Below are 12,973 nucleotides of genomic sequence, written 5' to 3'. Positions count from 1 at the left end.
TGTTGGTTTTTAAATCTGGCCCGGCGCAGGTTTTATAACCACTTCGTCAACATTGGCACCGGCGCTCATATTTAATATATTTACTATTGCCGATGCTACATCTTCGGGGAGTACCATGGTGTTTTTATCAACCTCAATACCGTTCCACGAATCTGTTAATGTTGACCCCGGTATCACTGCTGTTACTTTAACACCATGTGCCTGCGTTTCGAGCCTCATTACCTTATTAAGACCTAAAAGTGCATATTTAGTTACACTATACATACCTGCCTCTACTACGGGGTTTATAGCGGCTACAGAGCATATATTGAAGATATGCCCTTTACCGACAGAAACCATGGTTTTACCGAAGAAACGATACAGTTCATAGGCCGGAAGCAGGTTGGTATCTATCTGTTTTTGGAACGAATCTTCGCTATCGTTAAGTATAGATACATGCTTGTACATACCCACATTATTCACAATAATGTCGACGAAACCCATCTTTTTCTCGGTGAATACGGCAAAATTTATGAGCTCGTCGCGCTTGCTGCAATCCGTAACCATGGTTATTACCGTAATTTGGGGGTTGATGCCTTGCAGCTCCATTTTAAATTTTAATAAATCTTGCTCGTTTCGAGAACAAATTGATAAGTTTATTCCTTGTTTAACAAAAGCAATTGAAACAGCACGGCCAATGCCTTTAGTTGCTGCAGTAATAAGAGCGTTTTTCATACTTAAATATCAATTAAAATCGATTGAATTTGAAGCGGCAATATAGCTTAATATTAAAAAATGTATTTTTAACCGAATTATCTACGACCACAAATGTTTCAAAGCTTAGGAAAATATATAATATTGCTGGGTTTAAGTTTTAAAAAACCCGAGAAATTTAAGGTTTATTGGGCCGAGGTAATGCGCGAAATGGTATCAGTGGGCGTTGGCTCGTTGGGTATCATCAGTATTATATCGGTATTTATCGGTGCCGCTACAACCATCCAGGTGGCCTTCCAGCTTTCAAGCCCTTTGGTGCCCCGCAGTATTGCCGGCAGCATCTCGCGCGACTCCAACATCCTGGAGTTTAGCCCAACCATATCATCATTGGTATTGGCAGGCCGTGTGGGCTCAAACTTTGCATCAAACATTGGCACCATGCGCGTTACCGAGCAAATTGACGCATTGGAAATAATGGGTGTTAACGCGCCGGGCTATTTAATAGCGCCTAAGATCTTAGCCTCTATCACTATGGTGCCCTTACTGGTTGTCATATCAATAGCATTGGGTATTACAGGCGGTTACATCGCTTGTTTGGTTACCGGCAGCATTACCCCTGCAGATTACCTGATGGGTGTTCATGATGGTTTTGATGGCCTTACCATTCGTGTTGCATTGGTTAAAGCCTTTGTATTTGGCTTTCTTATCGCTTCTATCTGTTCTTACCAGGGGTTTTACACAACAGGCGGCGCACTCGAGGTTGGCCAGTCGGCCACACGTGGTGTGGTTTTTAGTTGTGTGTGGATCTTATTTGCCGACCTTATGATCACCAGTTTAATGTTATGATCGAGATCAAGGATATTTATAAAACCTTTGGCGATAACGAGGTGCTTAAAGGCATCAGCGCTACTTTTCAAACCGGGAAAAACAACCTCATCATCGGTGGCTCGGGTTCCGGTAAAACTACTTTGCTAAAATGTATCGTGGGCTTGCACGAACCTACCAAAGGCCAGGTGTTTTTTGAGGATGAAAATTTTACCGAGATGGATTTTACCGACCGCGTACCTATCCGTACGCAAATTGGGATGTTGTTCCAAAACTCGGCTTTGTTTGATAGCATGACGGTTGAAGAGAACATCATGTTCCCGCTAAACCTATTCACCCAGCAATCAAAGGCAGAGAAGCAAGACCGCGCTAACTTTTGCCTGGAGCGTGTAAACCTTAAAGACAAGAACAAACTTTACCCTGCAGAACTATCGGGCGGTATGAAAAAGCGTGTGGGTATTGCCCGCGCCATATCCATGCAGCCAAAGTTTTTATTTGTAGATGAGCCAAACTCCGGCCTCGACCCAAAAACATCTATCCTGATAGATGACCTGATCAACGATCTTACTGCCGAGTATAACATGACTACCGTTATTGTAACGCACGATATGAACTCGGTAATGGGTATTGGCGACCATATCATTTTCCTTCACCAGGGCCAAAAATGGTGGGAAGGCTCCAATAAAGATATTGCACATACCGATAATCAAGAACTTAACGACTTTGTATTTGCCAGTAAATTTATGCAGGCAGCGAAAGAGAAATTGTAGTTAAGTCGGTAAGTCCGATGTCCGTAAAGTCGGAAAGAAGAACAAAATCAATAAGATTGTCTAAATTTGCAGCATCTTATTAATTCACAATAAAAACACCTCCGGACTTTCGGTCTTTCCGACTTTCGGACCACTTAAAACATGATCCAACTGCTTACCCCAACCCACTGGAAAGATTACGAGCTGATAGATTGCGGCGACTTTGAAAAACTGGAAAGGTTTGGCAATACTATACTGATACGCCCCGAGCCGCAGGCTGTGTGGAGCAAAGCCCTCAGCCCCGCCGAATGGCAGCGCCTGCACCATATTAAATTTAAAGGCCGCAGCGCAACCGCAGGCGACTGGGTAAAGAAAGACCCAAAAACTGCCGACCGCTGGCACGTGGAATACAAAAACAACGATGTTGCTATTAAATTCCGCCTGGGTTTAACCTCATTTAAACACCTGGGGATCTTCCCGGAGCAGGCCGTGAACTGGGACTACATTTCAGACAATATCAAAAAATTTAAAACGCCAACTCCAAAGGTGCTTAACCTGTTCGCCTACACCGGTGGTGCATCGCTTATTGCCCGCGCGGCAGGTGCCGATACCACCCACGTAGATTCGATAAAACAAGTGGTTACCTGGGCAAATGAGAACCAGGAACTATCGGGTTTAAAAGACGTCCGCTGGATGGTAGAAGATGCTTTGAAGTTTGTTAAGCGCGAAGTTAAACGCGGCAAAACGTATAACGGCATCATCCTGGACCCGCCTGCGTATGGTAACGGCCCCAACGGCGAAAAATGGAAACTGGAAGATAACATCAACGAGATGATGAGCGATGTAATGCAATTGCTTGACCCCGAAGAACACTTCCTGATCCTGAACACCTACTCGCTTGGGTTTTCATCGGTCATCATAGAGAACCTGATCAAAAGTGCATATCCTGCAGTAGAGAATTTAGAAACAGGCGAGCTGTATTTACAGGCCACGGCAGGCCTCAAACTACCGTTAGGCGTGTTTGGTAAATTTTATAAAAATAAAAGCTAATACACCTGTAAGTTTTATCTTTACAAGCACTATATTTAACCAGGCCCAACGTTCGGCACACAATCAAACTACCCATTACTTATGAAATTAAAAAGCGTATTTGTACCGGCATTAATAGCGGTATGTTCTGTTGCATTACTTAGCAGCTGCAACCAAAGCGGTGGCAGCAAAACAGCCGATAAAAAGGCCGACACCACCGCGAAAGTTAAAGGCGAAGAAGCCGATACTTTAGGTGTTTTAAAATCGAGCTACCCGCCAATTGATAAAGCCAAATACGACTCTTTATTAAAATTTAACGCCCATAATGATACCAGCGGCCGCTGGCCGGTTAAAAACCAGCCTTACCCATTAGGTGGTGCCATTTTGCCATTTAAACGCGTGGTATCTTTTTACGGCAACCTATACTCTAAAAAAATGGGCATCCTGGGCGAATTGCCGCCAAAGGAAATGCTTGCCAAACTAAAAGGCGAAGTTAAAGCATGGGAAAAAGCAGATCCTAAAACACCTGTACAACCTGCCTTACACTACATTGCAGTTGTTGCCCAGGGCGATGGTGGTAAAGATGGTAAATACCGTTACCGCATGCCTTTTAAACAAATTGATAGTATTTTGGTACTGGCTAAAAAAGCACATGCCATTGTTTTTTTAGATGTGCAGGTAGCCTTAAGTAATATACAGGCCGAGTTGCCTTTATTTGAAAAATACTTAAAAATGCCACAAGTACATTTTGGTATGGACCCTGAGTTTTCTATGAAAGACGGCAGCAAGCCGGGTAAAAAAATTGGCACTTATGATGCTGCCGATATTAATTACGTAACCGGTTATTTGGCTAACATTGTTAAAAAGAATGGCCTGCCTCCAAAAATTTTGGTTATTCACCGTTTTACTAAAAAGATGGTAACCAACTACAAGAACATTAAATTACGCCCGGAAGTACAGATAGTAATGGATATGGATGGCTGGGGCGAACCTGATTTGAAGACCGGTACTTACCGCTACTTTATTAACCAGGAGCCGGTACAATTCACAGGGTTTAAATTGTTCTACAAAAACGACATCAAGAAAGCACCTCACCATTTGCTAACCCCAACAGAGGTAATAACAAGGTACAGCCCTTATCCTTTGTATATACAGTATCAATAGAGATTAAGTGGTGAATAGAGGGTGGTGAGTGGTTCATGGCGTATAATTTACGATGAATTACTCACCATTTTTTAATATACATTGCCCTTTAAAATACAAGCATGCACAAACATTCTTCACTTACCACTCACTATTCTCCAGTAAAATGGGGCATCATCGGCTGCGGGCGCATAGCGCACAGGTTTATGCAGGGTTTAAACGCCTTGCCCGGCAACATGCTTGTGGCTTCTTACTCGCGCAGGCCGGAAACGGTCGACGCATTTGTAGCGCAGTACGGAGGCGAGGCTTGTAGCAGCGCGGAAGAGCTTTTAGCAAGCGATATAAACGCGGTTTATATTGCTACCCTGCCCGATACCCACGCCGGTTACAGTATTAAAGCATTAAACGCCGGAAAGCATGTATTATGCGAGAAACCGGCTACCTTAAACCTACCCCAGTTAGAAGAAGTATTAACCGTTGCAAAAGCAAGCGGCCTGTTATTTATGGAAGGGATGAAACCGCCCTTTTACCCGTTATACCAAAAACTTAAAGAATATTTAGTTGAAGACCCTATTGGCCCGGTGGGGTATGTAAGGGCAGGCTCATCAGTAGCTGATATCAGCAGAGACCATCCAAATTTTAGCCTCGCGTTAGCAGGCGGCGCTTTGATGCAGATTGGTATTTACGAAGCTTTCCTGGCCGTAGACTGGCTTGGCAAAACAGAAGAGGTACAAGCCATGGGCCGCTTCAGCGGGATGGAGATAGATATGTTCAGCATTTTCCAAACCAAACACAAGAATGGGTATGCCCAGCTTTACGGCGGGTTCGATCTGCATGGTAAAGGCGACGCACTCATTTGCGGCACCATCGGCCACGTCACCATCCACAAAAACTGGTGGAACCCGGCAAAGGCTACCATTAGTTACCTGGACGGGCGCGTAGTAGAAATTAATGAACCTTTTACCGCAGGCGGATTAAATTACGAAATACAACACTTTGTTGACCTGATGCAAGCCGGCAAAACCGAAAGCCCGATCATCTCTCATGAAATGTCCCGCCAAATGATAGCGATGATAGATAAAGCAAGGAAACAGGTTGGGTTGAAGTATGAGGGGGAGTAAATAGTAAAATATGGCATTGCTAAGAGCGTAGCGACGTGGTTTTTATTATTTGTCGCAAACGCAAAAACCCTCCCGACTATAGTTGGGAGGGCTTTCAATATTATAACAGGGGTTAGTGGATACCCCTTAATAACCGGCTCCAGCGAATCTTGCCGAAGAACGAGGCGTTATCATCCCAGCTCATCCACACAAAAAGGGCTTTACCTACTATATGGTCTTCGGGCACAAAACCCCAGTAGCGCGAATCTAACGAGTCGTGGCGGTTATCACCCATCATCCAGTAATAATTCATTTTAAAGGTGTAGGTAGTGGTCTCTTTACCGTTGATCAGAACCTTACCGTTACCGTGTTGGATCTCTAATTTATTACCTTCGTAAACCTCAATAGCGCGGCCGTATATAGGCAGGGTTAAGCTGTCTAATTTAACTGTCCAGCCTTTTTTAGGGATAATGATAGGGCCGTAGTTATCTACATTCCAGTCAAAATCTTTATTCAACGGGCTTAGTTTATATTTTGGATACCCCGCCGGGAAAACCGGGTTAAACGGATCTGCCATGCCCGGCTGCTTATAGTTTGGCGTGATAGATTTTACGTTGGAGTATGTTTTTAATTTGGCCGCCGCATCCTTGGTCATGGTTGGGGTCGGTTGGCTCGGGTCGTAATAAGACACATTCAGGTCGGCCAGGATCTGCGGGTTTAAATCCATCCCATTTGTAGTAACTGCATAATCTGTTTGCTCACCCGGAGGGTTTGGTGCAGCCTTACTGTTTACATAAACCTGCGCGTTTATCAGGCTCAAGGTATCGCCGGGGGCACCCTGGCAACGTTTAATGTAGTTCTCGCGTTTATCAACCGGCCTAAAGTATGGCGAGTCGGCTTCCATGGGGTAATTGAATACCACCACATCACCTTTTTTTACCTCGCTTAAACCCGGCAAACGGTAGTATGGTAATTTAATGCCATCCCAGTATGCTTTTGTGCCTAATATGGGCATAGTATGATGCGCAAACGGGAAGGCAACAGGCGTCATAGGTGTGCGGGCACCGTAGTTAACTTTGCTTACAAACAAAAAGTCGCCTACCAACAACGAGCGCTCCATTGATGGTGTAGGTATGGTGTACGCTTCAATAAACAACGTACGGATCAGCGTAGCGGCAACAACCGCAAAAATTATCGCATCTGCCCATTCGCGGCCCGAGCTCTTTTTTTTCTTATCCTTTGATTTATTGTTATTCCAAAATTTCCAGTTCATTATTTAATTATTGGGCAGTAAATTAGTTATTAAAATCAAACATATCCTCAACAGAATAAAAACCTTTTTTATCCTTGATCCATTCGGCAGCCAGCACGGCGCCTAAGGCAAAACCGTTACGGTTATGAGCGGTATGTTTAAACTCGATGGTATCTATTTCAGAATCGTAAATAACGGTGTGGGTACCGGGCACGTTCTCTATCCGTAACGATTCAATAAGCAAGTCGTTAGCCGCAATTGTTTCGTCGTCAGGTTTTTCATCGCTGATCAAAACATTTTTCCAGCCTTTTTTGCTATCCAGGTTATTAATAATACCCTCGGCAATGGTAATAGCCGTTCCGCTTGGCGAATCGAGCTTTTGGGTGTGATGGATCTCTTCTACCTGTACATCGTAGTAAGGGTAGTTATTCATCAGCTTGGCCAGGATTTTATTTACGTGGAAGAACACATTTACGCCAACGCTAAAGTTGGTTGCATAAATAAACGATGCCTTTTGGTATTCGCACTGTTCTTTGATCTGCTCCATTTCGTGGTGCCAGCCGGTGGTGCCCACAACTATGGGTACGCCTGCCTTAAAGCAACTTTCGATATTGCCCAACACGGTTGCCGGGGTACTAAACTCAATAGCCACATCCGCCTTTTGCAGGTTTTCGGTAGTTAGCTCATCAAGGTTATTGTTATCTATTTTAAGTACAATTTCGTGTTTTCGGTCATGGGCAATCTTTTCAATTATCTTACCCATTTTACCGTAACCTAACAATGCAATTTTCATCCGTAATGTATTAAACTGTATGCTTTAAATTATTAAAGCGTTAGGGTTAATTTTATTCCCGGCATAAATGTACTGTTAAAATTCGACGCTGCATAAACAGGTTGCCCCATTAAGGTGGGGGTAACTTTAAAAGAAAGGTTATTATCTACCGTATAAGCATTTATAAATTTAGCGGTGATGTAAGCCTCTACCGCCTGTATGCCCCAAACGGCTATTACACCCAGTATACTTATCTGAAAGTTACGCTGATAGCCGTTTGCCGCGCTTTCAAGGTCGGTGTTTGATGCACCGTAGTTTACCACATAAAGGTCGTACTCGCGTTTGTATTTAATATACGAATCATAAAGCCTGTCCCCGGGCACAGGCACGCCACCTGTCCGCGTTATTTTTGCAAGCGCCACAAAAATCTTGTAATCTTTTTGGTTCACAATAATTGCGTTACCCAATAAGCCAAGGCCGGCGTAAATAGCAGGCACTTTTAAATACCATAATTCGCGGTTATAATATTGCCCCCATCCGGGGATAATAAGCGAGCGCTTTACAGCCAGGCTTGGGCTGTGCGTACTATCGGGGTGGTACTCTTTTTCTTTTTTTATTGGCGGGGCAAAGGAGGTTCTCCTCACCGTATCAACTTTTTTAACAACGGTAGTATCTTTTTTAGCTTTCGCGGTTGTATCGGGGTTTTGGCCCATTGCAAAAAAGGCAAACCCTAAAAATAATACAGTAGTTAAAAGTTTCTTCAGCATGTGTTTACCAATCCAGCATTTCAAGTATACGGCCCAGGTCGTCTTCGGATAAGAACGGAATTTCGATACTTCCATTGCCTTGGGCGTTAACTTTTAGTTTTACTCTAGTGCTAAACTTTGAAGCAAGGTCGTCCTGTACTTTTTGTAGCTGATAAGTAAGCGTTTCCGGCTGTTTGCCTTCTTTCTTTTGCGGCGCTTTTTGGATCTCGCGTACCATCTCCTCAACCTTACGTACCGACAATTCATTTTTGATGACCTGCTGGAAAATATAAAGCTGAACGCTTGGGTCATCAACAGCCAGCAAAGCCTTTGCATGGCCCATGCTGATGCCACCATCGCGGATTGACGCCTGGATGGTTGGCGGCAATTTTAAAAGCCTTAGGTAGTTGGTAACGGTAGAGCGGTTTTTGCTTACGCGATCGCCAAGTTCTTCCTGTTTAAGGCTGCACTCGTCAATCATCCGCTGAAAGCTAAGTGCTACCTCAATAGCATTCAGGTTTTCGCGCTGGATGTTTTCTATTAGCGCCATCTCCAGCATTTGCTGGTCGTTGGCGGTACGTACGTAAGCCGGGATCTGGGTAAGGCCCGCCATTTTTGATGCACGTAACCTGCGTTCGCCCGATATTAACTGGTACGAATGCGAATTAACACGCCTTACGGTAATAGGTTGGATCAAGCCCTGTAATTTTATCGAAGCCGATAGGTCGGCAAGGGCCTGCTCATCAAACTCGGTACGGGGCTGGAAAGGGTTAACCTCTATCTCGCTTATCTTGATCTCGTTCACCGACCCCAGGCTATCTATTTCTGATACCGGGTTTGATGGGTTGGAATAATTGTTCTTATTTTGATTTACGCTTGGGGAATCGTTTAGCAGGGCGCTTAAACCTTTTCCCAGAGCGTTTCTTTTTTCTGTACTCATTGTTATTGTTAAGCTGTTACGGTAGTTGCCAGTTCCTCGTTACTAACCAGGCCATTCTTACGGATGATCTCGCGGGCAAGGTTTAGATAGTTAACGGCACCTTTACAGTTTGCATCGTGCATAATTACGGATATACCAAAGCTTGGCGCCTCGCTTAAGCGCGTGTTACGCTGTATAATGGTATCAAACACCATATCTTCAAAGTGGGTACGCACCTCATCAACCACCTGATTAGATAAGCGCAGGCGCACATCGTACATCGTTAATAAAATACCTTCTATTTGCAAGGTGGGGTTCAGGCGCGATTGTACAATTTTGATAGTGTTCAGCAATTTGCCCAAACCCTCTAAAGCGAAGTACTCGCACTGTACCGGGATAATAACCGAATCTGCAGCGGTAAGCGCGTTTATGGTAATTAAACCTAACGACGGAGAGCAGTCTATGATGATAAAATCGTAATCGTCTCGGATGCTTTCTAAAACCGCTTTCATTTTATACTCGCGGTTTGGCAGGTTTATCATTTCTATCTCGGCACCAACCAAATCAATATGCGCTGGCAAAAGGTCGAGGTTTGGTGTTTCTGTTTTCTGGATAGCTTCGCGGGGGTCAACATCGTTAATGATACACTCGTAAATGCTGTTTTTGATATTGCGCGGGTCGAAACCGATACCCGATGTTGAATTTGCCTGCGGGTCGGCATCTAACAGTAAAGTCTTGTATTCCAGCACTGCTAAACTTGCGGCAAGGTTTATAGATGATGTAGTTTTACCAACGCCACCTTTTTGGTTAGCTAAAGCAATAATTTTACCCATTATATATCTCTAAAAAATTAAGTCTGTGGTATATTACGAACGAAAAACAGGCACATAAATTTCTATATTTGTACTGTTTTTTTATCCGCCGCTAAAGATACGGATTTTAACAATTGAGAAATTAACAGTTTTGCCAACTTACAAACATATTTGTGCGTTGATGTTTGGTGAGTAGAGCGTGATGAATGGTTGCTTTTATAGCAATCTTATCCTACATTTAACTACTCTCCATTCACTACTCATCATTCACCAAACATACCATGGTTACCATTATAGCATCAACAAACCGCGCCGGGAGTTTCACCTTAAAGCTTGCCCAATACTACCAAAAGCAACTTGCAGCAAAAGGCATGGAAACTACCTTGGTATCGCTGGCCCAACTGCCGCCAAACCTGATAGAAACCGACCTGTACGGCAAACGCAGCGAAGCCTTTGGCGAGATCCAGAAGATAATTACCGCTACCGAAAAGTTTTTATTTTTGATACCCGAATACAACGGCAGCTTCCCCGGCATTTTAAAGGTTTTTGTTGATGCCTGCAGTTTCCCCGAAAGTTTTTATGATAAAAAAGTGGCGCTGGTTGGTTTGTCATCGGGCAAGTATGGTAACATCCGCGGTGTAGACCATTTTACGGGCGTTTGCCACTACCTTAATCTGCATGTTATGCCGTTAAAGATCCACATCGCATCTATCCGTAAGGAAATGGACGAACAAGGCAACATCACCCCCGAGGACACCCTAAAATTTACCAACGAGCAGATGGATAAATTCATCAAGTTTTAATTAAAACTAAGTTTTTAGTGTTATTGATGGTGAATTTAAATATATTTATACCACCAATTATCACAATTAATGAAACTTATATACAAGCTGCTTACGGCAGTACTGCTACTCCCCTCACTTTCTTACGCCCAGGGTAATTTTAAACCCGGTTATGTAATTACCTTAAAGGGCGATACCCTTAAAGGCTTTATAAGCGAGCATGAGTGGGACTCCAACCCAACATCGGTAACCTTTAAACCCGACACACTTCACGGGCAACAAAAATATACCGTTGCCGATATTAAACAGTTTACAATAGATAACCGTGTTACTTACAAAAGCTTCAGCTGCCAAATAAGCCTGGCTGCGGTAGAAGAGAACCATCTGTTCCGTAAAGATACCACCACAAAAACCGCGACGGTATTTTTAGAAGAACTGCAGGCCGGCAAAAATGTATCGCTTTACGCCTATTCAGACGAAACCAAAAAACGCTTTTTTGTGACCGAAAAAGGCACTACAACACCCCAGGAATTACTTTATAGGGTTTATGTGCTTCCCGGTAACGAGGGGCGAACCAAAACCGATAATATTTACGCGCAACAACTTGGTAGCCTTGCCTTAAAATATGGCAGCCTAACCGATAAATTACAGCGCACTTTAGACGACCCTGAATATCGCGAGCCAAACCTTGTTAAAATGGTATCGCAAATAAATGGCGTGCATAACCCTACCTTTGTAAAAAAGAAAACGAATTACACAAAATTAACACTTGCTGTTCTTTTATTTAGCGTTATTGCTTACCTGGTGCTTTTCAAATCCCATTAATTAATAATGACAGTGCATTTATACGAATTAATCTTCGCATGAACCTAATTGTCTTAAACAAAGTAATCTCCTAAACCTAAACTATTAATGAAACACTTTTGCTTTTTTTCCATTTTCGCTATATGCTTCGCACTCTCTGCATCGGCACAAAGCAACTATAAACCCGGCTACTATATTTCGTTGCAAGGCGATACCACAAAAGGGTATGTTGATTATCGCGAATGGGAGGAAAACCCCGAAATAATTGATTTTAAACCTACCCTAAACAATAACCAGCGCCAACACTTAACACCCCAAAATGTAAGGCTGGTATCTATTACCGGGTTTGAAATTTATAAAAGCCACACCGGGAGTGTAAGTGCTGATGTACCCGGCGGCAACGACAGGGATACATCGTTCGAGCAAAAAACCGTTTTTTTGAAATTGCTTACCCGTGGCAACAAATTGGCTTTGTATGAGTACCGGGACGGTGTTAAAAGCCGCTTTTTTATAGCAATTGACAATGCCGCCCCAACGGAACTTATCTATCGTTCGTACCAGCAAAATGATAGGAATATTGATGAACGTACGTATCGTAAGCAACTAAGTGTTATTGCTTCACAAAACCAGAAACTGAGTGATGATGTTAACATCTTGATACAGCGGACAGACTATAAAGAGGGTGACCTGGTTAAAGTGATAAATAGCATAAATGATAAAACCGATAACGCAGCGATAACAACCTATGCACAAGACTCAAAAGCATTTAGCTTTTATGGCGGGGTAGCGGCTAACATAACTTTTTATAAAACCGACGGAGGCCTTAAGGCGGCAGGTGCGCCCGATGCTACATCTGTTTTACCAAAAATACTTGCCGGTTTAAACTTTTATATAAATCCACGGATACAAAAAGTGGTATTAAGGGTAGAAGCAGGGTTAGCCCTGGGCCGTTATGCTATAGGATACACCAGTAAAGATTCGCCATATGATGAAGTGGTTTTTAAATTTAACCAGGTAACCTTATCTGTTAGCCCGCAGGTACTTTTCACCGTTTACAACAAGCCAAATTTCAAATTTTTTATGGGCGGGGGGCTGCAGGCATCCCTTAGTACCTACATCGGCAAAGAGTTTCGAAATGCCGACGGAACGCCAAGCACGCTGGCTTCACAACCGTTCGATTCCTTTACCACAGTTACACCTGCTTTAGTTTTAAAAACTGGTGTGCTAATCAATAAAAGAGTTGAGATAAACGCCGGATTTTTAAGTGTCACCGATGTTACTCACGACTCTTATTATCACATAAGCACCTATGGTGCCCAATTGGGTATTAACTATTTTTTCAAATAA

General features: G+C 43.3%; 14 protein-coding genes. 8 read left to right on the top strand and 6 right to left on the bottom strand.

Annotated elements, in window-relative coordinates:
• Positions 1–9: 9 nt before the first annotated feature.
• Complete coding sequence (locus tag NAF17_RS09435) at positions 10–714, bottom strand: SDR family oxidoreductase (protein ID WP_252757757.1); 705 nt, start codon at positions 712–714, stop codon at positions 10–12.
• A 93-nt stretch (positions 715–807) separates the two neighbouring features.
• Here NAF17_RS09435 and NAF17_RS09430 point away from each other — a divergent pair, with 93 nt between their 5' ends.
• The 5 genes from NAF17_RS09430 to NAF17_RS09410 all read left to right on the top strand — a co-directional run bounded on the left by NAF17_RS09430 (position 808) and on the right by NAF17_RS09410 (position 5,560).
• Complete coding sequence (locus NAF17_RS09430; protein ID WP_252757756.1) at positions 808–1,539, top strand: MlaE family ABC transporter permease; 732 nt, start codon at positions 808–810, stop codon at positions 1,537–1,539.
• Positions 1,536–2,288 (top strand): ABC transporter ATP-binding protein, encoded by a 753-nt coding sequence (locus NAF17_RS09425; RefSeq protein WP_252757755.1) that lies wholly within the window; start codon positions 1,536–1,538, stop codon positions 2,286–2,288. The genes NAF17_RS09430 and NAF17_RS09425 overlap by 4 nt, the downstream gene beginning before the upstream one ends.
• A gap of 141 nt (positions 2,289–2,429) precedes the next feature.
• Positions 2,430–3,317 carry a class I SAM-dependent methyltransferase gene (locus tag NAF17_RS09420; RefSeq protein ID WP_252757754.1) on the top strand — a complete coding sequence of 296 codons (888 nt, stop codon included), beginning with the start codon at positions 2,430–2,432 and terminating at the stop codon, positions 3,315–3,317.
• Positions 3,318–3,398: 81 nt separating this feature from the next.
• Positions 3,399–4,460, top strand: coding sequence for a hypothetical protein (locus tag NAF17_RS09415; protein WP_252757753.1), 1,062 nt, complete (start codon positions 3,399–3,401; stop codon positions 4,458–4,460).
• Between the two features lie 101 nt (positions 4,461–4,561).
• Complete coding sequence (locus NAF17_RS09410; RefSeq protein WP_252757752.1) at positions 4,562–5,560, top strand: Gfo/Idh/MocA family protein; 999 nt, start codon at positions 4,562–4,564, stop codon at positions 5,558–5,560.
• A gap of 112 nt (positions 5,561–5,672) precedes the next feature.
• On the opposite strand, the gene lepB is transcribed toward NAF17_RS09410, so the two are convergent.
• The 5 genes from lepB to NAF17_RS09385 are packed head-to-tail and all read right to left on the bottom strand — an operon-like array spanning position 5,673 to position 10,061.
• Entirely contained in the window at positions 5,673–6,812 is a 1,140-nt protein-coding gene (lepB, locus tag NAF17_RS09405; RefSeq protein ID WP_252757751.1) for a signal peptidase I, read from the bottom strand.
• Positions 6,813–6,834: 22 nt separating this feature from the next.
• Complete coding sequence (dapB, locus tag NAF17_RS09400) at positions 6,835–7,584, bottom strand: 4-hydroxy-tetrahydrodipicolinate reductase (RefSeq protein ID WP_252757750.1); 750 nt, start codon at positions 7,582–7,584, stop codon at positions 6,835–6,837.
• Between the two features lie 32 nt (positions 7,585–7,616).
• Positions 7,617–8,330: a DUF5683 domain-containing protein gene (locus NAF17_RS09395; protein ID WP_252757749.1), complete on the bottom strand. Its 714-nt coding sequence runs from the start codon at positions 8,328–8,330 to the stop codon at positions 7,617–7,619.
• Positions 8,331–8,334: 4 nt separating this feature from the next.
• The gene (locus NAF17_RS09390) at positions 8,335–9,249 is read right to left on the bottom strand and encodes a ParB/RepB/Spo0J family partition protein (protein ID WP_252757748.1); all 915 of its coding nucleotides are present in this window, start codon (positions 9,247–9,249) and stop codon (positions 8,335–8,337) included.
• An 8-nt stretch (positions 9,250–9,257) separates the two neighbouring features.
• On the bottom strand, positions 9,258–10,061 hold the full coding sequence (locus NAF17_RS09385; protein WP_252757747.1) for a ParA family protein: 804 nt from the start codon (positions 10,059–10,061) through the stop codon (positions 9,258–9,260).
• Between the two features lie 260 nt (positions 10,062–10,321).
• On the opposite strand from NAF17_RS09385, the gene NAF17_RS09380 reads away from it, so the two are divergent.
• The 3 genes from NAF17_RS09380 (at position 10,322) to NAF17_RS09370 (ending at position 12,973) form a co-directional block, all read left to right on the top strand.
• A complete protein-coding gene (locus tag NAF17_RS09380; protein ID WP_252757746.1) occupies positions 10,322–10,843 on the top strand; it encodes an NADPH-dependent FMN reductase in 522 nt (173 codons plus the stop codon).
• A 69-nt stretch (positions 10,844–10,912) separates the two neighbouring features.
• The gene (locus NAF17_RS09375) at positions 10,913–11,647 is read left to right on the top strand and encodes a hypothetical protein (RefSeq protein WP_252757745.1); all 735 of its coding nucleotides are present in this window, start codon (positions 10,913–10,915) and stop codon (positions 11,645–11,647) included.
• Between the two features lie 87 nt (positions 11,648–11,734).
• On the top strand, positions 11,735–12,973 hold the full coding sequence (locus NAF17_RS09370; protein ID WP_252757744.1) for a hypothetical protein: 1,239 nt from the start codon (positions 11,735–11,737) through the stop codon (positions 12,971–12,973).

It is taken from the genome of Mucilaginibacter aurantiaciroseus, assembly GCF_024055595.1.
In the GTDB taxonomy this organism is placed as follows: domain Bacteria; phylum Bacteroidota; class Bacteroidia; order Sphingobacteriales; family Sphingobacteriaceae; genus Mucilaginibacter; species Mucilaginibacter aurantiaciroseus.
The sequence above is the reverse complement of the archived record's forward strand: the minus strand, read 5'-3'. Positions and strand labels throughout refer to the sequence as shown.

Coding starts and splice junctions, on each gene's coding strand:
- NAF17_RS09435 (WP_252757757.1), bottom strand. CDS start 714: ATGAAAAACGCTCTTATTACTGCAGCAACTAAAGGCATTGGCCGTGCT.
- NAF17_RS09430 (WP_252757756.1), top strand. CDS start 808: ATGTTTCAAAGCTTAGGAAAATATATAATATTGCTGGGTTTAAGTTTT.
- NAF17_RS09425 (WP_252757755.1), top strand. CDS start 1,536: ATGATCGAGATCAAGGATATTTATAAAACCTTTGGCGATAACGAGGTG.
- NAF17_RS09420 (WP_252757754.1), top strand. CDS start 2,430: ATGATCCAACTGCTTACCCCAACCCACTGGAAAGATTACGAGCTGATA.
- NAF17_RS09415 (WP_252757753.1), top strand. CDS start 3,399: ATGAAATTAAAAAGCGTATTTGTACCGGCATTAATAGCGGTATGTTCT.
- NAF17_RS09410 (WP_252757752.1), top strand. CDS start 4,562: ATGCACAAACATTCTTCACTTACCACTCACTATTCTCCAGTAAAATGG.
- lepB (WP_252757751.1), bottom strand. CDS start 6,812: ATGAACTGGAAATTTTGGAATAACAATAAATCAAAGGATAAGAAAAAA.
- dapB (WP_252757750.1), bottom strand. CDS start 7,584: ATGAAAATTGCATTGTTAGGTTACGGTAAAATGGGTAAGATAATTGAA.
- NAF17_RS09395 (WP_252757749.1), bottom strand. CDS start 8,330: ATGCTGAAGAAACTTTTAACTACTGTATTATTTTTAGGGTTTGCCTTT.
- NAF17_RS09390 (WP_252757748.1), bottom strand. CDS start 9,249: ATGAGTACAGAAAAAAGAAACGCTCTGGGAAAAGGTTTAAGCGCCCTG.
- NAF17_RS09385 (WP_252757747.1), bottom strand. CDS start 10,061: ATGGGTAAAATTATTGCTTTAGCTAACCAAAAAGGTGGCGTTGGTAAA.
- NAF17_RS09380 (WP_252757746.1), top strand. CDS start 10,322: ATGGTTACCATTATAGCATCAACAAACCGCGCCGGGAGTTTCACCTTA.
- NAF17_RS09375 (WP_252757745.1), top strand. CDS start 10,913: ATGAAACTTATATACAAGCTGCTTACGGCAGTACTGCTACTCCCCTCA.
- NAF17_RS09370 (WP_252757744.1), top strand. CDS start 11,735: ATGAAACACTTTTGCTTTTTTTCCATTTTCGCTATATGCTTCGCACTC.